The sequence below is a fragment of the Marinobacter pelagius genome (genome assembly GCF_003315345.1).
In the GTDB taxonomy this organism is placed as follows: domain Bacteria; phylum Pseudomonadota; class Gammaproteobacteria; order Pseudomonadales; family Oleiphilaceae; genus Marinobacter; species Marinobacter pelagius_A.
This window is the reverse complement of sequence record NZ_QNRO01000006.1, coordinates 78,111-100,304: the sequence shown is the minus strand read 5'-3', so window position 1 is coordinate 100,304 and position 22,194 is coordinate 78,111. Positions and strand designations below refer to the sequence as shown.

20 protein-coding genes are annotated in these 22,194 nt (G+C 60.9%); 15 read left to right on the top strand and 5 right to left on the bottom strand.

The features are described 5' to 3' along the window. Window positions 1-7 precede the first annotated feature (7 nt). From imuA to DET50_RS07485, 3 genes are read left to right on the top strand one after another with little or no spacing between them, the layout of a single operon-like run. Window positions 8-697: a translesion DNA synthesis-associated protein ImuA gene (imuA, locus tag DET50_RS07495; protein ID WP_113862354.1), complete on the top strand. Its 690-nt coding sequence runs from the start codon at window positions 8-10 to the stop codon at window positions 695-697. Window positions 698-704: 7 nt separating this feature from the next. Next, window positions 705-2,123 (top strand): Y-family DNA polymerase, encoded by a 1,419-nt coding sequence (locus DET50_RS07490; RefSeq protein ID WP_113862249.1) that lies wholly within the window; start codon window positions 705-707, stop codon window positions 2,121-2,123. Then, window positions 2,107-5,241, top strand: coding sequence for an error-prone DNA polymerase (locus tag DET50_RS07485; RefSeq protein ID WP_113862248.1), 3,135 nt, complete (start codon window positions 2,107-2,109; stop codon window positions 5,239-5,241). The genes DET50_RS07490 and DET50_RS07485 overlap by 17 nt, the downstream gene beginning before the upstream one ends. Before the next feature lie 309 nt (window positions 5,242-5,550). On the opposite strand, the gene DET50_RS07480 is transcribed toward DET50_RS07485, so the two are convergent. The 4 genes from DET50_RS07480 to dbpA form a co-directional block, all read right to left on the bottom strand. Further along, on the bottom strand, window positions 5,551-6,885 hold the full coding sequence (locus tag DET50_RS07480) for a sodium ion-translocating decarboxylase subunit beta (protein WP_404932724.1): 1,335 nt from the start codon (window positions 6,883-6,885) through the stop codon (window positions 5,551-5,553). A gap of 13 nt (window positions 6,886-6,898) precedes the next feature. After that, window positions 6,899-8,686: a sodium-extruding oxaloacetate decarboxylase subunit alpha gene (gene oadA, locus DET50_RS07475; protein ID WP_113862246.1), complete on the bottom strand. Its 1,788-nt coding sequence runs from the start codon at window positions 8,684-8,686 to the stop codon at window positions 6,899-6,901. Window positions 8,687-8,727: 41 nt separating this feature from the next. Next, a complete protein-coding gene (locus DET50_RS07470) occupies window positions 8,728-8,979 on the bottom strand; it encodes an OadG family protein (protein WP_113862245.1) in 252 nt (83 codons plus the stop codon). 224 nt (window positions 8,980-9,203) lie between these two features. Then, window positions 9,204-10,577 (bottom strand): ATP-dependent RNA helicase DbpA, encoded by a 1,374-nt coding sequence (gene dbpA / locus DET50_RS07465; protein WP_113862244.1) that lies wholly within the window; start codon window positions 10,575-10,577, stop codon window positions 9,204-9,206. Window positions 10,578-10,683: 106 nt separating this feature from the next. Between dbpA and DET50_RS07460 the strand changes: the two genes are divergently transcribed. Continuing rightward, window positions 10,684-11,220 (top strand): DUF2058 domain-containing protein, encoded by a 537-nt coding sequence (locus DET50_RS07460; protein WP_113862243.1) that lies wholly within the window; start codon window positions 10,684-10,686, stop codon window positions 11,218-11,220. Window positions 11,221-11,293: 73 nt separating this feature from the next. Beyond that, a complete protein-coding gene (locus tag DET50_RS07455) occupies window positions 11,294-11,848 on the top strand; it encodes a hypothetical protein (RefSeq protein ID WP_113862242.1) in 555 nt (184 codons plus the stop codon). Between the two features lie 85 nt (window positions 11,849-11,933). On the opposite strand, the gene DET50_RS07450 is transcribed toward DET50_RS07455, so the two are convergent. Next, entirely contained in the window at window positions 11,934-13,862 is a 1,929-nt protein-coding gene (locus tag DET50_RS07450; RefSeq protein WP_147252198.1) for a choice-of-anchor F family protein, read from the bottom strand. Between the two features lie 195 nt (window positions 13,863-14,057). Here DET50_RS07450 and DET50_RS07445 point away from each other — a divergent pair, with 195 nt between their 5' ends. From DET50_RS07445 to DET50_RS07400, 10 genes are read left to right on the top strand one after another with little or no spacing between them, the layout of a single operon-like run. Continuing rightward, window positions 14,058-15,542 (top strand): putative PEP-binding protein, encoded by a 1,485-nt coding sequence (locus DET50_RS07445; protein WP_113862240.1) that lies wholly within the window; start codon window positions 14,058-14,060, stop codon window positions 15,540-15,542. Further along, window positions 15,539-16,948 carry a F0F1 ATP synthase subunit beta gene (atpD, locus tag DET50_RS07440; RefSeq protein ID WP_113862239.1) on the top strand — a complete coding sequence of 470 codons (1,410 nt, stop codon included), beginning with the start codon at window positions 15,539-15,541 and terminating at the stop codon, window positions 16,946-16,948. Before DET50_RS07445 ends, atpD begins: the two co-directional genes overlap by 4 nt. Further along, window positions 16,938-17,366 (top strand): F0F1 ATP synthase subunit epsilon, encoded by a 429-nt coding sequence (locus DET50_RS07435; protein ID WP_258546075.1) that lies wholly within the window; start codon window positions 16,938-16,940, stop codon window positions 17,364-17,366. Before atpD ends, DET50_RS07435 begins: the two co-directional genes overlap by 11 nt. Beyond that, window positions 17,359-17,673 carry an AtpZ/AtpI family protein gene (locus DET50_RS07430; RefSeq protein WP_113862238.1) on the top strand — a complete coding sequence of 105 codons (315 nt, stop codon included), beginning with the start codon at window positions 17,359-17,361 and terminating at the stop codon, window positions 17,671-17,673. Before DET50_RS07435 ends, DET50_RS07430 begins: the two co-directional genes overlap by 8 nt. Further along, complete coding sequence (locus DET50_RS07425) at window positions 17,666-17,983, top strand: ATP synthase subunit I (protein WP_113862237.1); 318 nt, start codon at window positions 17,666-17,668, stop codon at window positions 17,981-17,983. The genes DET50_RS07430 and DET50_RS07425 overlap by 8 nt, the downstream gene beginning before the upstream one ends. Continuing rightward, the gene (locus DET50_RS07420) at window positions 17,980-18,693 is read left to right on the top strand and encodes a F0F1 ATP synthase subunit A (protein ID WP_113862236.1); all 714 of its coding nucleotides are present in this window, start codon (window positions 17,980-17,982) and stop codon (window positions 18,691-18,693) included. Before DET50_RS07425 ends, DET50_RS07420 begins: the two co-directional genes overlap by 4 nt. Window positions 18,694-18,704: 11 nt before the next feature. Then, on the top strand, window positions 18,705-18,983 hold the full coding sequence (locus DET50_RS07415; protein ID WP_113862235.1) for a F0F1 ATP synthase subunit C: 279 nt from the start codon (window positions 18,705-18,707) through the stop codon (window positions 18,981-18,983). 3 nt (window positions 18,984-18,986) lie between these two features. Continuing rightward, window positions 18,987-19,754 carry a F0F1 ATP synthase subunit B gene (gene atpF, locus DET50_RS07410; protein WP_113862234.1) on the top strand — a complete coding sequence of 256 codons (768 nt, stop codon included), beginning with the start codon at window positions 18,987-18,989 and terminating at the stop codon, window positions 19,752-19,754. Further along, window positions 19,720-21,288 (top strand): alternate F1F0 ATPase, F1 subunit alpha, encoded by a 1,569-nt coding sequence (locus tag DET50_RS07405; protein ID WP_309472650.1) that lies wholly within the window; start codon window positions 19,720-19,722, stop codon window positions 21,286-21,288. Before atpF ends, DET50_RS07405 begins: the two co-directional genes overlap by 35 nt. Before the next feature lies 1 nt (window position 21,289). Next, complete coding sequence (locus DET50_RS07400; RefSeq protein WP_113862232.1) at window positions 21,290-22,192, top strand: F0F1 ATP synthase subunit gamma; 903 nt, start codon at window positions 21,290-21,292, stop codon at window positions 22,190-22,192. Window positions 22,193-22,194 lie beyond the last annotated feature (2 nt).

The window sequence follows — 22,194 nt, the reverse complement described above, 5'->3', positions numbered from 1 at the left end:
TTTCCTCATGAGCGAGCTGCTGAACACACTGATGCAGGATGCCCGTGTCTGGCAGGGGCACCGGCATCGCCGGACCACACAACCTTCGGAATCCACCGGCTACCAGGTGCTGGATAACCAGCTGGGCGGCATCGGCTGGCCGCGAGGCGCTTTGAGCGAATGCCTGCTGGATGCCCCCGGCATTGGTGAGCTGCATCTGTTGCTGCCCTTGATGCAGCGGCTGACGCAAGCGGGCAAAACCGTGTTCTGGCTGAATCCTCCCCATACCCCCTATGCCCCAGCGCTGGCCCGGGAAGGTGTGGATCTGGACCAGGTGGTGATGATTCACACCGAAGACGCAGGCGACCTCCTGTGGACACTGGAAAACTGCCTTCGCTCCCCGGTCACCGGGGTGGTGCTGGCCTGGCCGGGCAAACTGGCCACCCGTGAGGTGCGCCGGCTGCAGCTGGCAGCGGAGGCGGGCAGCAATGTGTGCGTGCTGTTCCGAGAGCGCCGATATGCAGAGCAGAACTCTCCGGCCGCATTGCGCCTGGAGCTGACCCCGGGTGATCACCGGGATCTGAAGGTCAATGTGATCAAGCGCCGGGGCAGCTGGCCCGGGCAGCGATGCAGCCTGGCCATGGCACACCGGGCGGACCTGGCGTTCCGGGAAGCTCCCCGGGTGGTGCAGGTTCCCTGGCAACACACACAACGATAGGGTTTCCATGCTCTGGCTGTACCTGCATTTTCCGCATCTGCTGCTGGACCATATCCGCCGTAACCGGGAGGACTCACGCCCCCTGGTGATCGTGGAAGGCTCCGGTCAGCGCGTTATCCAGGCCTGCCCGGATGCCCGGGACCAGGGTGTGCGCGCCGGCATGCGCCTGAAAACTGCCATCAACCTGGTCCCGGAACTGGGCATGGTGCGGGCACAGCCCGAACAGGAAGCCCAGATACTGGAAGATCAGGCCCGCTGGCTGTATCGCTACGCCGCCCACATCGTGCTGGAGCCCCCGGATGGCCTCCTGGCGGAAATCGGCAGCCTGCAGAAGCTGTACGGGGGCCTGCCGGCGGTCTGGCAAACGGTGGAACAAGCCCTGAACGAGCACCGGCTTACCGCCTGGATTGCCATCGGCCACACCCCGCTGGCTGCCCGCCTCATTGCCCGGGCCGGCAAGGGAGAATGCACGGCGGACAAGGGCCACATCCTGAGGGCACTGGAGACCATGCCCCTGGTGGCCGCGGAGTTTGACGGCAAAACCTGCACCCGTCTGCAACGGCTGGGTCTGAATACCCTGGGTGAGGTGTTCGCCCTGCCTGCCACGGAACTGGCCCGCCGGCTGTCTCCGGAAACCCTGGCACGCATCCAGAAAATCCAGGGCACAAGGTCAGACCCGCAAACACCCTGGCAACCGCCCCACTCGTTTCGCCAGCAGGCAGATTTCATTCAGGAGATCGAGCACACCCAGGGGCTGCTGTTTCCGTTGCAGCGCATGCTCTCGGAGCTGGAAGACGACCTGTGCTGGCGCCAGCAGGATACCGACAGCCTGCACCTGATCCTGCGGCACCGGCACGAGGAAGACACCCGTCTGCGCATCCAAACCTCGGGGCCGGAACACCGGGCCGAGGCCTTCCTGAACCTGATCCGCCTGCGACTGGAGCAACAGCCGTTGCGGGCACCAGTGGTTGCCCTGGTGCTGTCGGTGAAGCGCTTTCTCGGCCGGGAAGCTCCCACCGGCCAGGACCTACTGGGCGAAAGCCAGGATCTGAACGAGGCCTGGCACACCCTGATGAGCCGGCTACAGGCCCGGCTGGGCGAGCAATCCCTGAAACGCCTGTCACCCCGGGCGGACCATCGCCCGGAACGGGCCTGGTCGGCCTCCGAGGTTCAACAGAAGCACAAAACCCGTCTTGCAGCACCGGAACATCTGCCCCGCCGGCCACTCTGGCTGCTCCAGGGGCCGCAACCGCTGACCGAACCGCCCGCAGCCTGGTTTGCCGGGCCGGAACGCATCAGTGGCGGTTGGTGGGACGGTCAGCGGGTACACCGGGATTACTACATCGCCCAGCTGCAAAGCGGCCAGCTGGCCTGGGTCTTCCGGGATGTCCGCGAGGGGTGGTTCATCCATGGCTGGTTCGGGTAACGCGATGTCCGGCTACGCCGAGCTCTTCTGCTTCAGCAACTTCACCTTCCTGACCGGCGCGTCCCATCCTCACGAACTGGCGGAGCGGGCGGCGGAGCTGGGCTACACCGCCCTGGCCATCACCGATGCCTGCTCCGTGGCCGGCATTCCCCGGGCCTGGGCGGCCCTGAAAGAAAGCCCGGTCAAGCTGATTACCGGCAGCTGGTTCGAGCTGGAGGATGCCCCGGCTGGAGCCGCAATACCTCGCTTCATCCTCCTGGCCCGCACCCGCAAGGGCTATGGCCAGTTGTGCCGGTTGATCACCACCGGCCGGCGCCGGGCAGAGAAAGGCCGGTACCAACTGTTCTTCAGGGATGTGGAAACCCACGAGCTAGATGACTGCCTTTGTCTCTGGCTGCCGCCTGCCATACCCGACGCAGATGCCGACCAGGCTCTGGCCTGCGGTGAATGGCTGTGCCGCCTGTTCGACCTGCGGTTCTGGATTGGAGCCGCCCGCCCCCTGGAATCCGGAGAAGAGCAGCAGCTGGCCCGCATCCGCTGGCTGGCCGACCAGCTGCGTTGCCCCATCACCGCCTGCGGCGAAGTCCACATGCACAGCCGGGAACGCCAGCCCCTGCAGGACGTGCTCACTTCTCTGCGCCATCACACCACGCTGGAGAGCGCCGGCCATTGCCTGTTCCAGAACGGCGAACGTTACCTCCGCCCCCTACCGGTCCTGCAACGCCTGTTCCCGGAAACCTGGCTGCAACAGACCCTGCGCATTGCCGAGGCCTGCACCTTCGAGCCCGGCAGCCTGCGCTACGAATACCCGCCGGACCTGGTGCCGGTGGATGAAACGCCCGCCGGCTACCTCAAACGCCTGACCCGCGAGGGCGAGCGCCGGCGCTATCCGGAAGGCACCCCACTCCAGGTCCAGGGACTGATTCGCAAGGAGCTGGAGCTGATCTCGGAGATGAAGTACGAACACTACTTCCTCACCATTCACGACATCGTCGCCTTCGCCCGCAGCCAGGGCATCCTGTGCCAGGGCCGGGGTTCGGCGGCCAACTCGGCGGTGTGCTACTGCCTGGGCATTACCGAAGTGAACCCGGCCAACGTGGAGCTGCTGTTCGAACGGTTCATCTCCAGGGACCGCAACGAACCACCGGACATCGACGTGGATTTCGAGCACGAACGCCGGGAGGAAGTCATCCAGTACATCTACCGCCGCTACACCCGGGAGCGGGCCGCGCTGGCCGCCACGGTCATCCGCTACCGCCCCCGCAGCGCCATTCGCGACGTGGGCAAGGCCCTGGGTTTCGATCCGGCCCTGGTGGAACAACTGCTGGACGGCATCGACTGGCGGGACAAGGCCACCAACTGGCGCCAGCAGATCCTGGACAAGAACCTCACCCGCAACCCCAAGGTGGCGGACCAGTTCTTTACCCTGGTGAACACCCTGCTCGGCTTCCCCCGACACCTGTCCCAGCATGTGGGCGGCTTTGTCATCAGCGCCGGTCCGCTGGCCGAGCTGGTGCCGGTGGAAAACGCCGCCATGGCCGACCGCACCGTGATCCAGTGGGACAAGGACGACCTGGAAAGCCTCGGCCTGATGAAAGTGGACGTGCTGGCCCTCGGCATGCTCTCGGCCATCCGCAAGGCGCTGGAGCTGATCAGCGACCAGAAGGGCGAGTCCTTCCACATCCAGGACGTCCCCCAGGAAGACCCGGCCACCTATGCCATGCTCCAGAAAGGCGACAGCATCGGCGTGTTCCAGGTGGAATCCCGCGCCCAGATCAACATGCTGCCGAGGCTGAAACCCGAGACTTACTACGACCTGGTCATCGAAGTCGCTATCGTCCGGCCCGGCCCTATCCAGGGCGACATGGTGCACCCCTACCTGCGCCGCAAACACGGCCTGGAACCGGTGGACTACCCCAACGATGCCGTCCGCCGCGTACTGGAGCGCACCCTCGGCGTGCCCATCTTCCAGGAACAGGTCATCAAACTCGCCATGGTCGCCGCCGGCTTCTCCGCCGGCGAAGCCGACCAGCTCCGCCGCGCCATGGCCGCCTGGAAATCCCACGGCGACCTCACCCCGTTCCGGGAAAAACTGGTCACCGGCATGCTCGAACGCGGCCACGACGCCGACTTCGCCGAACGCCTGTACCAGCAGATCTGCGGCTTCGGCGGCTACGGCTTCCCCGAATCCCACGCCGCCAGTTTTGCGCTATTGGTGTACGTCTCCGCCTGGATCAAACGCCACTACCCGGCAGCCTTCTACTGCGCCCTGCTCAACAGCCAGCCCATGGGCTTCTACTCCCCATCCCAACTGGTCCAGGACGCCCGCCGCCACAACGTCACCGTACTGCCGCCGGACGTTAACCACAGCCACTGGAACCACACCCTCGAAAGCCCGGACCGCCACCTGCGCCTGGGCCTCAGAATCATCCAGGGCCTCTCCGCCGGCGGCGCCGACCGCATTCACCAGAACCGCCCAACCAACGGCTACCGCTCCGCCGCAGAACTCCGCCGCCAGGCCGGCCTCAACCAGCGGGACATGGAACTCCTCGCCGGCGCCAACGCCATGCCCGGCTTCACCGCCAATCGCCACCAGGCCTACTGGCAACTACTCGACCACGAACAGCCCACCGAACTGTTCGCCGCAGAAGACCCGGACGACTATCAACCGGACCACTGCAACCAGCTCCCCGAACCCACCGAAGGCCAGAACGTCGTAGCCGACTACGCCAGCCAGGGCCTCACCCTCCAACGCCACCCCCTGGCCCTGCTCCGGCAACAAGGCCACCTGAGGTTCTGCCTCACCTCCGAACAACTAAAAACCACCAAAGCCGGCATCCCCGTCCAGGTAGCCGGCCTCGTCACCGGCCGCCAACGCCCCGGCTCCGCCTCCGGCGTCACCTTTGTCACCCTTGAAGACGAAACCGGCAACGTAAATGTCGTGGTCTGGCTGGAAACGGCACGGCGGCAACGAAAGCCGTTACTGACTGCCCGGTTATTGCATGTGAAAGGTGTGTTGGAGAGAGAGGGCGATATTGTGCATGTGATGGCGGGGAAACTCTCGGATCTGAGCCATCTGATTAACTCGTTACCGGTCAGCTCCAGAGATTTTCACTAACTCGCTCATTAAAGAGCGATAACTCCGAAGATCATAGAGCGGATGTGGGGCCTCCTTTCAGGAATGTCGGAGGCCATGGATGGCCGGAGTCAAGCGCACATGGGTGAGGCCGAGCGTTTATGAAGCGAAGCTTCATGCGACAGCCGAACGACAGCAATCTGTGATTGCTGGCTGGACCCCGAAGGGGTGCTCGTAGCGGTTCCTGAAAAGGATGCCCACACCAGTGCCTCCCCAAAATTTGCAGTCCTGAAAAAGAAAAACCCCGCGAGGCTCAAGCCCAACGGGGTTTCTCAAAGCAACGGCGAGAGATCAGCTCAACAACTTGATCATCACACCCGCAGCCACCGCCGAGCCGATAACACCGGCCACATTCGGCCCCATCGCATGCATCAGCAGGAAGTTCTGCGGATTGGCCTCCAGGCCAACCTTGTTGGACACCCGCGCTGCCATCGGCACCGCAGATACACCGGCAGAACCGATCAGCGGGTTGATCTGCTCCTTGCTGAACTTGTTCATCAGCTTCGCCATCAGAACACCACACGCGGTACCGATACCGAATGCAACGATACCCAGCGCCAGAATACCCAGCGTCTGCGCGTCCAGGAACTTGTCAGCCATCAGCTTTGAGCCTACGGACAGCCCCAGGAAGATGGTGGTGATGTTGATCAGGGCATTCTGGGCGGTATCGCTCAGACGCTCCACCACGCCACACTCACGCAGCAGGTTACCGAAGCAGAACATACCCAGCAGCGGTGCCGCATCCGGCAGGAACAGCACTACCGCGATAAGCACGACCAGCGGAAAGACAATCTTCTCTTTCTTGCTGACCGGACGCAGCTGGGTCATCTTCATCTTCCGCTCCTCGGCAGAAGTCAGCGCCTTCATGATCGGCGGCTGAATCATCGGCACCATCGCCATGTACGCGTAGGCCGAAACCGCAATCGCACCCAGCAGATGCGGCGCCAGTACACTGGCAACATAGATAGACGTCGGGCCGTCCGCACCGCCGATAATACCGATGGCCGCAGCTTCCAGGATGTTGAACTCCAGAACCCCGGTCCAGTCCAGCAGAGCCGCACCCAGCACGGTGCCAAAGATACCGAACTGCGCCGCAGCACCCAGGAGCATGGTCTTCGGGTTGGCCAGTAGCGGACCGAAGTCGGTCATCGCGCCCACGCCCATGAAGATCACCAGCGGCCCGATGGTGCTGCCGATAACCACGGAATAGAAGTTATACAGCATGCCGTTGCCATAGCCGAAGTCCTGGGCAATGGAGTTGGCCATCGCCATTTCAGAGTAGCTGGCCTCTTTAACCGCCACTTTGAAGGCTTCCTTCAGCTCGGGCGTCACCGCCTGACCCGCCTGGTAGGCCACATCCAGCGGCGCTGCCAGAGCAGCCAGGATCTCCGCATTCGCACCTTGCAGGGCAAAGTGGATGGCATTTTCCGCCGCAGTCAGGGCAAGCCCTGCCTCCGGGATGTTCGCCAGGATGCCGCCGAAACCGATCGGTACCAGCAGCAGTGGCTCAAAGCCCTTGCGGATCGCAAGGAACAGCAGAAGCAGGCCGATGGCGATCATGATCACCTGGCCGAGCTCGATGTTGAACAGGCCACTACCTGTCCAGAGTGTCATTAATTTTTCCATGGAATGCTGGCCCTTATGCGATTGTCAGCATTTCATCATCAGGGGAGACGGCGTCACCGACCTTGATGAAGACCTCACCGATGGTACCGGCTTTCGGTGCGCGAACTTCGGTTTCCATCTTCATGGCTTCGAGGATGATCAGGACATCGCCCTCTTCCACGGTGTCACCCGGAGAAACCAGAACCTTGAAGATGTTGCCGCCCAGCGGCGCCACCAGAGGCTCGCCTTCGCCGGCAGCAGGGGCCGGCGCGGAGGACGCCGCCGGTGCAGAAGCCGCACCGCCCTCACCCTGGATCTGGGTGATCTCACCGCCTTCAGAAACAGCAACCACAAACTTCTTGCCGTTGACTTCCACGGTGTAGGTCTCGGGGCCTTCGGCCTTCTTGGCCGGCGCGGCGCTTTCGGCGGTCGGAACCGGCTCGAACGCATCCGGGTTGCCACGGTTTTCCAGGAACTTCAGGCCGATCTGCGGGAACAGCGCGTAGGTCAGTACGTCGTCTACGGTGTTTTCCGCCAGCTTGATGCCCTTCTCGTCGGCCAGCTTCTTCAGCTCGTCGGTCAGCTTGTCCATTTCCGGCTCAAGCAGGTCGGCCGGACGACAGGTCACGGGTTCTTTGCCATCCAGAACACGCTCCTGCAATTCCTTGTTCATCGGCGCCGGTGCCGCACCATACTCGCCCTTGAGGATGGCAGAGGTTTCTTTGGAGATGGACTTGTAACGCTCGCCGGTAAGAACGTTCAGTACCGCCTGGGTACCCACGATCTGGGAGGTCGGTGTGACCAGCGGGATGAAGCCCAGGTCTTCGCGGACCTTGGGAATCTCGTCCAGAACCTGATCGAACTTGTCGCTCGCGTTCTGCTCACGCAGCTGGTTTTCCATGTTGGTCAGCATGCCACCGGGCACCTGGGCAATCAGGATGCGGGAATCGGTGCCCCGGAGGCTGCCCTCGAACTTCGCGTATTTCTTGCGCACTTCGCGGAAGTAGGCCGCGATTTCTTCCAGCAGGTTCAGATCCAGGCCGGTGTCACGGTCGGTACCTTCCAGAATCGCCACCACGGCTTCGGTGGGCGAGTGACCGTAGGTCATGCTCATGGAGGAGATGGCAGTATCCACGTTATCGATACCGGCTTCCGCCGCCTTGATGGCGGTGGCGGTCGACATGCCAGTGGTGGCGTGGCACTGCATGTGGATCGGAATATCCAGTTCTTTCTTCAGACGGCTGACCAGGTCGTAGGCCACGTACGGCTTGAGAATACCCGCCATGTCTTTGATCGCGATGGAGTCCGCGCCCATGTCGGCCACTTCCTTCGCCAGCTCGACCCACATCTCGATGGTGTGAACCGGGCTGGTGGTGTAGGCGATGGTGCCCTGGGCGTGCTTGCCGGTCTTACGAACGGCCTTGATGGCGCGATCCAGGTTGCGGGGGTCATTCATCGCATCAAAAATACGGAATACGTCGACGCCATTCTCGGCGGCACGCTCACAGAAACGGTCCACCACGTCATCCGCGTAATGGCGGTAACCCAACAGGTTCTGACCACGCAGCAACATCTGCTGCGGCGTGTTGGGCATGGCTTTTTTCAGCTCGCGGATGCGATCCCAGGGATCTTCGCCCAGGTAACGGATGCAGGAGTCAAAGGTAGCTCCACCCCAGGATTCCAGAGACCAGAAACCGACTTTGTCGAGTTTCTCGGCAATGGGCAGCATGTCATCGAGCCGCATACGGGTGGCAAGCAGGGACTGGTGGGCGTCACGCAGAATTACGTCCGTAATCCCCAGCGGTTTCTTAGTGTCAGTCATCGTGTCAGCCTTCTGTTAAAAGGTTCTAGTCGTTTACCGGGTCACTTCTTGTGGCGTGACCGGTATTGTGCAATCGCCTTCTTGATGGCCTCGGCGGTGTCAGGATCAACCGACGTGGGCGCCTTCGGCTTGGCACGTGGCGTTCTGGCCGGGGTTGCCGGCTCTGGTGGCGCAAACCGTCCAATGAGTTTGGACATGAGGAGTGTCGCGAATACCAGAACAACCAGGAACACGAACACGAAGCCCATGCCTGCGATCATCAGATCAACGGCTTGTGACATCAGGTTATTCATATCGAATAGCTACCTGTATTGGTTTGTGTGATTTCCCCGCCTTGCCCGGTCCGACCACTTAGACTAAGGTCTTACAGCCTTATCGGGACAAATCGGGAGGCAAAATCCTGCGTAATTTACCGTTTTCGCCTGCCGCGAGCAACCTGAACGGGATTTTCCATACGGGCTTTCCGAGGTTCACGGCCTGAAATGACAACTTATCAACCCACGGGACCGTACCGGATTCAGGCATATCGGACACGTATTTTCCGACCCTTGATCCGCCCCTGTTCGAGCCGCTTCAGGGCCTTGGCTGCAAACTCCCGGTCAATCGCAACAAAGCACTGAAAATCAAACAGATCGATCTTGCCCACAGCCTTGCCGGGAATGCCCGCTTCCCCAGTCAACGCGCCCAGCACATCACCGGGGCGCACCTTGTCCTTGCGACCACCGGCAATGCAGAGCGTCCTCATGGCCGGCGCCACCGGGCGAAGCGGCACCGCCAGCAGGGCTTCGGTATCGCCCCACTCCACCGGCCGCTGGCGGGCGGCTTCCAGCTGGTTGATCTTGTGGCCTTTGGCGGGTGTACAGAGCGTGACCGCCAGGCCCTGCTCCCCGGCACGGCCGGTCCGGCCCACGCGATGGGTATGCACCTCGGGATCCCTTGCCGGCTCGGCGTTGATCACCAGCGGCAGGGATTTGATATCCAGCCCGCGCGCAGCCACGTCGGTAGCCACCAGCACTGAACAGCTCTGGTTACCGAAACGCACCAGCACACTATCCCGGTCCCGCTGCTCCAGATCCCCGTGTAACGCTAACGCGGAAAAGCCACTGTCCCGGAGACTGTCGGCAAGCTCGTCACACTGCTGCTTGGTGGTGCAGAACACGATACAGGATGCCGGCTGGCGCTCGGACAGTACCGCCATGACAGCATCGGCGGTGCTGCCCGCAGGAATCTCATAGAACAGTTCGCGGATGTCCGGATTCGCTCCGGACGACTCCGCCCTCACATCCACCGGCTCACGCTGGTACCGGGCGCTGAGCTTACGGATGGGCTCCGGCCAGGTGGCGGAGAACATCAGGGTCTGGCGGGTATCGGGCGTATGGGAAAGGATGTCCTCCATCGCTTCCTGAAAGCCCATATCCAACATCCGGTCGGCTTCATCCAGGACAACCGTATTCGCCTTGTCGAGCTTGAGAGTGCCCTTGCGCAGGTGGTCCTGCACCCTTCCCGGTGTGCCCACGACGATATGCGCCCCGTGGCTCAATGAACCGATCTGCGGGCCGATGGCAACGCCACCACAGAGGGTCAGCACCTTGATGTTCTTCCGGGCACGGGCCAGTTCGCGCAGGGATTTCGCCACCTGATCCGCCAGCTCCCGGGTCGGGCAAAGCACAACCGCCTGCACGGCAAACAGCCGCGGCCGGAGACCCTCGATCAGTCCGATGCCAAAGGCCGCCGTTTTGCCGCTGCCGGTCTTGGCCATGGCAATGACATCCTTACCCGCAAGGCAATGGGGCAAGGCTTTGGCCTGAATCTCGGTGGGTTGCTCGAAGCCGAGCTGCTCAAGATTGGCAACCATGGCGGGTGACAGACCGAATTCTTTAAAGGAAGACATACAAGAAAATCCCGGGGACAGCCGAAGCTGGTTATGAAGGCAAAAACGAGCGCGTATACTACACCATCAGGATACCCGATTTGGTAAATAATGAACGGAGCTACCGATGGCATCCCTACAGGATCAGTTACTGAAAGCCGGCCTGGCCGACGAGAAAAAAGCCAAGGCCATCCGCAGTGAGAAACGCAAGCAACGCAAACAGCAACCCAAAGGGGCGGTACAGGTCAACGAGGCGGAAATCCGCGCCCGCCAGGCCCGAGAAGAAAAGGCCGAACGGGACCGCCAGCTGAACCTGCAGCGCCAGAAAGAGGCGGAGAAAAAAGCCATCCAGGCCCAGATCCGGCAGCTGGTGGAAACCAACCGCCTGGACCGCAGCCGGGGTGAAACCTCCTACCAGTTCGTGGACGGCAAGAGGATCAAGAAAATCCTGGTGGACGACACCATGGTGGATCAGCTCTCCCGCGGCCGCCTGGCGGTGGTTCGCCTGGGCGAAAACTACGACGTGGTACCGGAAAAGGTAGCCCGCAAGATCATGGAGCGTGACGAAGGCGCTGTCGTGGTGCTGCATGACCGCCAGCAGGACGACCAGGGTGAAGACGATCCCTACGCCGGCTACGAGATCCCTGACGACCTGATGTGGTAGGTATTAGTAATAACTTCCCGCCCGGCAGCGTTGAACTAGACTGCAAGAACAGTCTCTTCGGGAGGAGAACACCATGAAACTGAAACGCTCTCTGATTCACACCGCCGGCGCGGCCATGCTCGTTACCATGGCCAGCTTTCCCCTCGCAGCCCAGGAAGAAGAAGCGGTCTTCGGCCGGGAGCTGATGACCCAGCAGGAGATGCAGGAACACCGCCAGACCATGCAGAACCTGAACACCCAGGCGGAACGGCAGCAATACCTGCAGCGCCACCGGGAACGCATGCTTGAGCGCGCCCGCGAGCGCGGAGTAGAGCTCCAGAACGGCCAGGGCCAGGGCATGATGAATGGTCAAGGCCAGGGTCAGGGTCAGGGTCAAGGCATGATGAACGGGCAAGGTCAGGGTCAGGGCCAAGGCATGATGAATGGCCAGGGCCGGGGTAACGGTCAGGGCATGAACGGCCAGGGCCAGGGTAATCGCCAGGGAATGGGTGGCGGACAAGGCCAGGGCAATGGTCAGGGCATGATGAATGGTGGTCAAGGCAGCCGGGGCGGCAAGGGCTCTGGCGGCGGTGGCAACAGCCAGGAGTATAAGATCAAGGGATCTGGGGGCCAGGGTGGCGGTGGCTGATTGAAGAACCGCCAACTTTACCGGGAATAAAAACGGGGCTGAAAATTCAGCCCCGTTTCCGTTTACGACTCAGAAACTAACCGAATCAGGCAGTCGCGCGACGCTTGCGCGCCCACAGGCCGGCCAGAGCCATCAGTACCATACTCGGCAGAACCGGATCGAACGGAGACCCCGGCTTGCCTGCGGTACAGCCGAAGATGGTGCCGTCACCGTCGCTGGAAGACGCGGCGGGCTCTTCCGGTTCAGGCTCAACCGGTGTCACCGGGATGGATGGTGCCTCTACAGCATCGTTCAGGCCTGTTACCCGCAATGTGAAGGTACAGTTTGTCTGGGTACCGTCACCGGTGCAGGTTGGCCAGTTCATCGAGAAGGTCTCGGCCACGCTGATGGTGGTGTTGATGTTTACGTTGGCCAGATCTTCAATCGCACCTTGCACGTAACCGGGCCATCGAGCCAAGGTATCAGTGGAACCCTGCGCAAAGAATCCTGCACTGCTTATTTCTGTAAGGCTCAGCACCGAATCCCCATCCAGATCATAATCACTGAACACATAAGCCCCCGTATAGGCGGGGTTCGCCTCATAGGCTCCCTCACCATCCAGAGCTTCAGGATTCCACACCACGAATTTTGATGCATCAGTCAACATTTCCGCATCTACCGCACTATCCCGGATAGTTACGGGTGTGTTTGCCCAATCTGCGAAAGGATCAATTAGTACTGCTTCGCCGTCAATCAAGACGTTAAAGAAACCGGTATAGAGTCCTTCCGCTGTGTTTGGAGCAAGTGCAACTGCATCGAAAGACCCATCGACTGGATCCCCCTCATCCAGAGTGTTCACGAGCGGTGAAACATCGTTGACATAATTCTGAACCGTATAAGTGGATTCAGAACCATCCTCGTTTGTAACAGTCCATGTCACGTCGGCGTTAAATGAGTCACCGTTGGGATCCCAGTTAACGGCTGGTATGTCAACGGGAATGGGTGCGGTGGTTCGATCATCATCATGATCAAATTCATAAACAACAGTTCCATCCCAACCGCCAGTCGGGTCATCCGCCGCGACCCGGAAGACCTTTTCAAAGGTCTTCCAATCCTCTTCAGGAGTCTTCGGATCATCGTAAGCCAGAAGGATGGAGTCGTTCGATGGATTCCCATCATGATCGATAAACCACCCGGTTGGCACGCTAGTCAATGCCAGCCAACCGCTGTCGGCCCCTGCCAGATCAGAGTACGGGGTTGGTATGATGCCATTGGTTTCCAGCGTGTCCTGGTCTAGAAGTGTGACATCACTTTCAACAAATTCAGCGATACTTGTGTTGAAGAAGGGCAAGCCCTCTACCTTACTGCCACCGAACAAACCACCCGGATATTTGCCAACAGGTCCTATGGAAAGCTTGCCGTCAATATCCGTGCGGAATCCGAACGACAAACCGTCTTCGGCAGAAGAGGGGGTAAATTCGTTACCGACACCAAAACCGGTTTCAAAACGGAAGCCCTTGAGAGCACCACCCACAGAATTCGTGATATCGGTCAGATTCGAAAACTTTCCGATGACCCGATAAAGCTTTGGTTCAGAATCAGAAGTAACGTTGAATACGAGATCAATTGGCCCGTTAGTTTCGGTTGTTTTCAGTTTGAAGCGCTTGCCGGAATCGCCCGGCGCTTGGCAGTTAACCTGAGGTGGATCCAGAAGCTGACGATCCGGCTGTGCCATGATGCAGCCAGCAAAGTCGTAGGCCACCTCATCTACCTTACCGGTGAAAGCCTCATTGTAGACCTCGATCCCACGCCCGATAACACCACTATCGTTGACCGGATCAAGCCAGCCAAACGTCGCGGTACCCTCGGTGTCAGTATAAACCAGCGTCTTCCCGTCAACCGGCGGAACCGCAAGGTTATCCTCATTCACACTATCAATCGTCGCCCCAAACACCGCCGGCGACAAACCAAGCGCAGAACACATCACCGCAGCAGCCAGCGGTTTCCTTACAAAATTTGTCTTTGTCGTTTTCATGGCACTTCCTTTGTAAAAGCTGGATTTCGGGCCTAACCCACCTGAACATTAGAAAGGCCTTCCGCGATATTCAAATAAGATTTCGGAATAAAAAGCCCCAAGCTCCGTAACTCAATATCACGCTCTCCAGCGGTAATTCTCGGAGAGCCTGCTAACCTTTCAATTAAACCCACTCAATGCCTTACGGAGCCTGACATGGCGGTGCGGGACATAAGGATTTCCAATGAGGAAGGCTCAGGGCCGAATCCGGAAGCCCCCGCCCCGCCATCAGCCCTACCTGCGACAAAATGTCGCAGCTTACCCGTCTTTCCGGACAGCTGCCTCAATCGCTACAGCATCACCAAACGGGGCCGAGAACTGCTCCGGGGGATTGCCATTGGCACGGGCGTCAGCACGGGCACAGTCTGCAAGGCGGGCTCTCTGGAGGAAGCCCAAACATGCCCTGATCATTGTGTACTGGTCTGCTCCGACACCGGGCCTGACTGGCTGCCAGTTCTGGAGCGGGCCCATGCGGTAGTCACCGAACATGGCACCCGCACGTCCCACACAGCGATCGCATGCCGCGAACTCGATATTCCGGCCATCGTGAATGCTGGCAAGGCCATGACGGAGCTCAGGGATGGCGGTGCTGCTACCGTTTCCTGTTCCGAGGGTGATGTGGGATTCGTCTATGAGGGGGTCGCGGAGGTACAGGTCACGGAAATAAACCCTGCCTCCATTCCCATCACCCGCACTCGGATCATGCTCAATCTGGCCAATCCGGCAACTGCCCTGCGCTGGCAAGGCCTGCCTGCCGACGGTATCGGCCTGGCGCGGATGGAATTCCTCGTCAGGAACCTCATCGGAGTCCATCCGATGGCCCTGCTCTACCCTGAACGGATGACAGACAGGGAAGAGCGCAAACGGATCTCGGAGCTCACGTCGGACTGGCAGGATCCCGGAACCTACTTCACGGAAACTCTCGCCCAGGGCATCGCCCAACTGGCCGCCTCCCAATACCCGAAACCGGTCACCATCCGCACCAGCGATTTCAAGACCAACGAGCAGGTAAAACTGATCGGAGGCCGTGACTTCGAACCACTGGAAGCCAATCCGATGCTGGGCTGGCGCGGGGCAAGCCGTTATTACAGTGCCGAATTTCGGGAGGCCTTTGCTCTCGAGTGCCAGGCGATCAGAACAGCAAGGGATGACATCGGAATGGACAACCTCCGGATCATGATCCCGTTTTGCCGTACGCCGGAGGAAGCGGACAAGGTGCTGGAGGAGTTGTCGGCGAACGGGCTGGTCCGCGGTAAGAGAGGCCTTGCCGTTTACATGACCGCCGAGGTGCCCGCCAATATCGAGCTTGCGGACGAATTCAGCGAACGGTTCGACGGTTTCTCCATCGGCACCAATGACCTCACCCAGCTCACCTTCGGTGTGGACCGGGATTCGGAACGCCTGTCAGAACTGTTCAATGATCACCATGAGGCCATCAAGCGAATGATCGCCCGCCTGATCGATACCTCCCATCGCCATGGCCGGGCAATCGGCCTCTGTGGGCAGGCACCGAGTGACCACCCGGAATTTGCGGCGTTTCTGGTCAACTGCGGTATCGATTTTCTTTCGGTGAGCCCGGACAGCTTTCTCAGGGTGAAGGAACAGGTGGCACAGGCCGAATCCGCAGGAGCCGCACCATGACTAGCAGGAACCGGCTTTCCGACGCTCAGGGCAGCATCACCGCGGTACGGGGCAACGTGGTGGATGTGTGTTTTGGTTCCGCCCTGCCGTCCCGGAATGCCGAACTGCGAACCGGCAAGGACTGGCACGTGGTACTGGAGGTGCAGACCCACCTCAATACCGCCACGGTCCGCTGCATTGCCCTGAACTCCACCCGGCGGCTGGCCCGGGGTATGCCCGTCAGACAGACGGGGGCCGGGCTCAAGGTGCCGGTCGGTCCCGCATTGCTGGGACGTATGATCAACGTGTTCGGCAAACCGGTGGATGGTGGCGCACCCATCGAGACCACCGAATACTGGCCCATCCACCGCCCGATGCTGCCGCTGGCCGAGCGCACCACCAGTACCGAGATCTTTGAAACCGGCATCAAGGCCATCGACCTGCTCGCGCCCATGGAGCGCGGCGGCAAATCCGGGATGTTCGGCGGGGCGGGCGTGGGCAAAACAGTCCTGATCAACGAAATGATCAACAACATGGCGGAGCAGTACGAGGGCATCAGCCTGTTCTGCGGCATCGGCGAGCGCATGCGCGAGGCCGAGGACATGTACAGTTCCATGAAGGAATCCGGCGTGCTGGAAAAGGCCGTGCTGGTCTACGGCCAGATGAACGAACCACCGGGCGCCCGTTTCCGGGTGGGCCATGCTGCATTGACCGTGGCCGAGCATTTTAGGGATGTGCAGAAGCGGGATGTCCTACTGCTGATCGACAACGTGTTCCGGTTCGTCCAGTCCGGCACCGAGGTTTCCGGGCTGATGGGGCGGATTCCGTCCCGGGTGGGTTACCAGCCAACCCTGGCTACCGAGCTGGCGGCCCTGGAGGAACGGATCTGCAGCTCGCGCAACGGCAGCATCACCTCGGTGCAGGCCGTCTATGTACCTGCGGACGACCTCACCGATCCTTCGGCCACCCATATTTTCTCCCACCTGACCGCCTCGATCGTCCTGTCCCGGAAGCGTGCCAGCCAAGGCCTCTACCCCGCGGTGGACCCGTTGAAAACCGACTCGAAAATGCTCACCCCGACCATTGTCGGCCATCGCCATTACCGGGTGGCCCAGGCAGTGCGCAGCACCCTGGCTGAATACGAGGATCTAAAGGACATTATCTCCATGCTCGGAATGGAGGAACTGTCCCGTGAGGACCGGGCGACCGTGAGCAAGGCCCGGCGGCTGGAGCGCTTTTTGACCCAGCCGTTCTTCACCACCGGTCAGTTCACCGGCAAGGGCGGTCGCCTGGTGCCCCTGGAGAAAACCATCGCCGGCTGTGAAAGGATACTGGACGGTGAGTTCGAACAGGTCAGCGAAAAGGCGCTGTACATGATTGGCGCCATTGACGAGGTGAACATCCCGGAGGCCAGTCATGAGCCCTGATAAACAGTCGCCCGCGGGCACCATGAACCTCCGCCTGTTGCTGCCGACGGAAGTGCTGCTGGAGCAACCCGTTTCGAAAATCATCGCCGAGGCGGAAAACGGCGAGTTCTGCCTGTTACCGAGGCACATCGATTTCGTGGCGGCACTGGTACCGGGCGTTCTTTCCTTCTATACCGTGGAGGGAGAGGAGCATTTTGCTGCAGTGGACAGGGGCATTCTGGTGAAGTGCGGGCGCGAGGTCTCCATCTCCACGCCCCAGGGTGTCACCGGAACGGACATCGCGCAGCTTCAGGCACTGATCGAGGAACGATTCCTGGAGCTGGACGAACACGAACGCAAGGCCCGCAGCGCCCTTGCCCGGCTGGAAGCCGGTGCCCTGCGGCGGTTCCTCGATCTGAAGGAAGAGTTTCATGGCTGAGGATCCCGGCACACAAGGACCGGACAAGGCCCCCGAAAACCTCGGCCGTAAAGTGGGCCGCAGAGTCGAGCGCAAGCAGCAAGCCCGGGCAAGAGGCCGGCGAACGGCCTGGTTCGGTCTGGGTATGTTCGGGTTGGTGGGCTGGTCTGTCGCCGTTCCGACTTTGATCGGCATCGCCATCGGAGTCTGGGCAGACCGGCGCTGGCCCGGGGAGGTGTCCTGGACACTGACCCTGCTGATCATCGGCGTGGCACTGGGTTGCCTGAACGCCTGGTACTGGATTAAACAGGAGAGCGAGGATGATTGAAGGCGAATCCCTGACCGCCCTTATGCTCGGATATGGCGGCAGTTTTGCGTTCGGCTGCCTGCTGGGCACAGCCTTTCTCTGGGGGCTCTGGCTGACCGTCCGCCGCCTGCCGACAGCCGCCCACCCGGCCTTTCTGATGCTCGCCAGCCTGATACTCAGGTTCGGTCTCACCCTGGCAGGATTCCTGCTGATCGCACGGCTAGCGGGCTGGGAGCATCTGCTGATAGCCGCGATTGGCTTCACCCTGCCCCGGCTACTCATGAAGCACCGGCTTCAGACCCACCCGGCCGGAGAGGATCCAGGGGCATGACCATAAGTCCGGACAGCATCGTCTATTGGCAATGGGGTGGCTTCACCCTGAATGCGACGATCGTGTTTACCTGGCTGGTGATGGCCCTGCTCACCCTGGGCTCGTGGCTGGTGACCCGACGGTTATCGGAAGGGCCGGAACTGTCACGCTGGCAGAACCTGCTGGAAGTGCTGGTGGTCGGCATCCGGGACCAGATTGCCCAGGTCAGCCACCAGCAGCCGGGGCCCTACCTGCCCTTTGTCGGCACCCTGTTCCTGTTTATCGCGGTGGCGAATCTGCTCAATGTAATTCCCGGTTACATGGCCCCCACAGGGTCACTCTCAACCACAACCGCCCTGGCCATTTGCGTGTTCGTGGCGGTACCGGTGTTCGGCATTGCCAGCAAGGGGGCCGGGCAATACCTTCAGCATTACATCAAACCAACACCGCTGATGCTGCCGTTCAATGTCATCGGCGAGATTTCCCGCACGGTCGCCCTGGCGGTGCGCCTCTACGGCAACATTATGAGCGGTACGGTGATTGTCGCCATCCTGCTGAGCCTGACGCCCTACTTCTTTCCGGTGGTCATGCAATTGCTCGGGCTGCTCACCGGCATGATCCAGGCCTATATTTTTGCCATTCTCGCCATGGTCTACATCGCGTCGGCCACCTCGGTCCAGGAGCGTGACGAGCCCGATGAACAGCAGCAGACACCACGTTCGGAACACTAAAGGAGTTGCCTATGGATAGTATTTCCCTGATTGGCATGGTTTCAGTCATCACCGCGGGCCTCACCATTGCCATTGGCTCACTCGGGCCGGCATTCGGGGAAGCCCGTGCCGTGGCCCAGGCCCTGAGCGCCATCGCCCAGCAGCCGGATGAATCCGCCACCATCACCCGCACCCTGTTCGTGGGCCTGGCCATGATCGAATCAACCGCCATCTATTGCTTCGTGGTGGCCATGATCCTGATCTTCGCCAATCCGTTCTGGGATCATGTAACGGCTGCCGCCGGAGGCTGATCCATGGAAATCGACTGGATCACGGTCTCGGCCCAGGTTGTCAATTTCCTGATCCTGGTCTGGCTGCTCAAGCGCTTCCTTTACCAGCCGGTGATTCGGGCCATGGACCGGCGTGAGCAAAAGATCCGCAACCGCATGGACGAAGCGAACAGCCGCGAGCAGGAGGCGATCAACGAGAAACAAAGCTACCAGCAGAAACTGGCCAGCTTCGAGCAAGAGCGGGAAGACCTGCTGGAAGAAACCCGCCAGGAAGCCCGACAGACCCGTAGCCAGATGCTGGACCAGGCCCGCGAGGAAACCGCCCGCGTCCGCAGCCACTGGATGCGGGAGGTCAGCGAGGAAAAGACTGCGTTTATCGACGGATTGCGGCATCAATCCCTGGATGTGGTCGAAACGGTTATCCGCAAGGCCCTGCAGGACCTCGCGGACGAACGACTCGAGGAGCGCATTGCCCATACTTTTGTCCGCCAATTGCACGCGCTGGATGACACCACCCGCGAAACCATGGGGCGTTCGGCAGAACCTGCAACCATTGCCACGTCTTTCGAGCTTGACCCGGCCCAGCGAAGTACCCTGACCCGTGCGGTTCACGAACTGGTCGGTGCTGAACTGACCGTGAACTATACCCGGGCACCTGAGCTGATCTGCGGCATTGAACTGACCTGTGAAAGCCAGCGAATCAGCTGGAACCTCTCGGATTACCTGGAAGAACTCACCGCCAGCATCGAGAAGGCCTTTGAACCTCTCGAAACGACCGGACCGGGAGCCTGACGCCATGCTGATGCAGATGCTGGACGACACAATGGCCACCATCCGGACCGTGGCCCGGGACAACCGGTTCTCCCTGCACAGCCAGGAAACGGGCACCGTCCTGCAGGTCGGTGGTGGCATAGCCCGGGTGCGAGGACTGGCCAGCGTCACCTCGGAAGAGCTGGTGCAGTTTCCCGATGGCGTCCTCGGGGTAGCCATCAACCTGGAGCCCGAGGAAGTGGGCATCATGCTGCTGGGCGACAGCCAGAAGCTCAGTGCCGGCATACGGGTTACCGCAACTGGCCGGGAAACCGATACCCCGGTGGGTGACGGGCTGCTGGGCCGTGTTATCGATGCTACCGGCCGGGTGCTGGATGGGGGCAAGCCACTGGAGTTCCATGAACGCCGCCCCATTGAACGACCGGCACCGGAAATCATCGAGCGGGCACCAGTGACCACGCCCCTGGAGACCGGCATCAAATCCATTGACGCTCTCATTCCCATAGGCCGGGGCCAACGGGAACTGATCCTGGGTGACCGGCAGACCGGAAAGACCTCCATCGCCGTCGATACCATCATCAACCAGCGGGACAAGGACGTAGTTTGCATCTACTGTGCGGTCGGCCAGCGCGCCACATCGGTGGCCAAGGTGGTGGGAACCCTGCGCCAACACAAGGCCATGGAACATACCGTGGTGGTGGTCGCCTCGGACGATGATCCCCCGGGCCTGCGCTACATCACGCCCTATGCTGCCACCACCATGGCGGAATATTTCATGGAACAGGGCCAGGATGCGCTGATTATCTATGACGATCTGACCCGCCACGCCCGGGCCTACCGTGAGCTGTCGCTGCTGCTGCGCAGGCCGCCGGGGCGCGAAGCCTATCCCGGCGATATTTTCTACATCCATTCCCGGCTCCTGGAACGGAGCACCCATCTGCGCAGCGAATTCGGCGGCGGTTCACTGACCGCCCTGCCCGTGATCGAGACCCAGGCCCAGGATATCTCCGCCTACATTCCCACCAACCTGATATCTATCACCGACGGTCAGATCTACCTGTCGCCAACGTTGTTCCAGAAAGGTCTCCTGCCGGCCATCCACGTGGGTAAATCGGTGTCACGGGTGGGCGGCAAAACCCAGCACCCGTCCCTGCGCAGCGTTGCCAGCGATTTGCGCCTCGCCTACTCGCAGTTCGAGGAACTGGAGACCTTTGCCCGATTCTCCACCCGCCTGGACGAGGATACACGTGCCACCATCGAGCGCGGCCGGCGGGTCCGGGAGGTGCTGAAACAGCACGAACACCAGCCCCTGAGAGCCTGCGAGCAGGCAGTCATTCTCTTCGCGGTTAATGCGGGGCTGCTGGATGACCTGCCAGCAGACCAGGTGACGGAAGCGGAGCAGAAGATTCAGCAGCACCTACTGACGGCCCTGCCGGAAATCGCCGCACAAATGGACGCCGGCAAGCAGCTGGATGACGAACAGTGGCAGAGGACCACCGAGAGCATCCGGGAGGCACTGGCAGAATTCGCACCTTCGGAAACGGACGACACCTGACATGGAATCGCTCGAGCATCTGCAGAAACAGCTGGACAGCCTTGACGACCTCCGTGGCATCGTGAAAACCATGAAGGCACTCTCGGCGGCCAATATCCACCAGTACGAGCAGGCCGTCCGGGCACTCTCGGGCTACTACCGGACCGTTGAAATGGGGCTGCACGTGGTCCTGAAGGACTTTGATCCCTCAAGCTTCGCGGCGGTTTCCGCTTCAGAGGGGCATCGTCTGGGTGCTGTTGTTTTTGGCTCGGACCATGGGCTGTGCGGCCGTTTCAACGAGGAAATCGTGGAGTTTTCGCTCGAACGCATGGAAGGCATTCCGGCGGACAAGGACAACCGGCGAATCCTGGCCGTGGGCACCAGGGCCGCAGCCAGCCTGGAACACGCCGGCCAAGCTATCGAGGAGGAGTTTCCAGTACCGGGCTCGGCCAGCCAGATCACCAAAACCGTCGGCCAGATTCTCCTGAAGATTGATGAATGGCGCGAACAGGGCGGTGTGCATTATGTCTACCTGTTCTATAACCGCCACTCCCGGATACAGGGCTACCACCCCACTGGCGTTGAATTATTACCGGTAAACCTGCGGCGTTTTCACCGCTTGGAAGAAGAGCCCTGGCCCTCCCGAAACCTGCCCACCTACACCATGGAGCGGGAAGCACTGTTCCGCCGCCTGCTGGACCAGTATCTTTTTGTGCTGCTATTCCGGGCCTGTGCAGAATCCCAGGCCAGCGAACATGGTGGGCGCCTGGCCGCCATGCAGGCGGCCGAACGTAATCTGGAGGAAAGACTCGGTGACGTGACGATGGACTACCGACGCGCCAGGCAAACGGTCATCACCTCGGAACTGCTGGACCTTGTGGCCGGATTCGAGGCAATTGAAACCGATGCCGGGCGTTCACTCTAGCG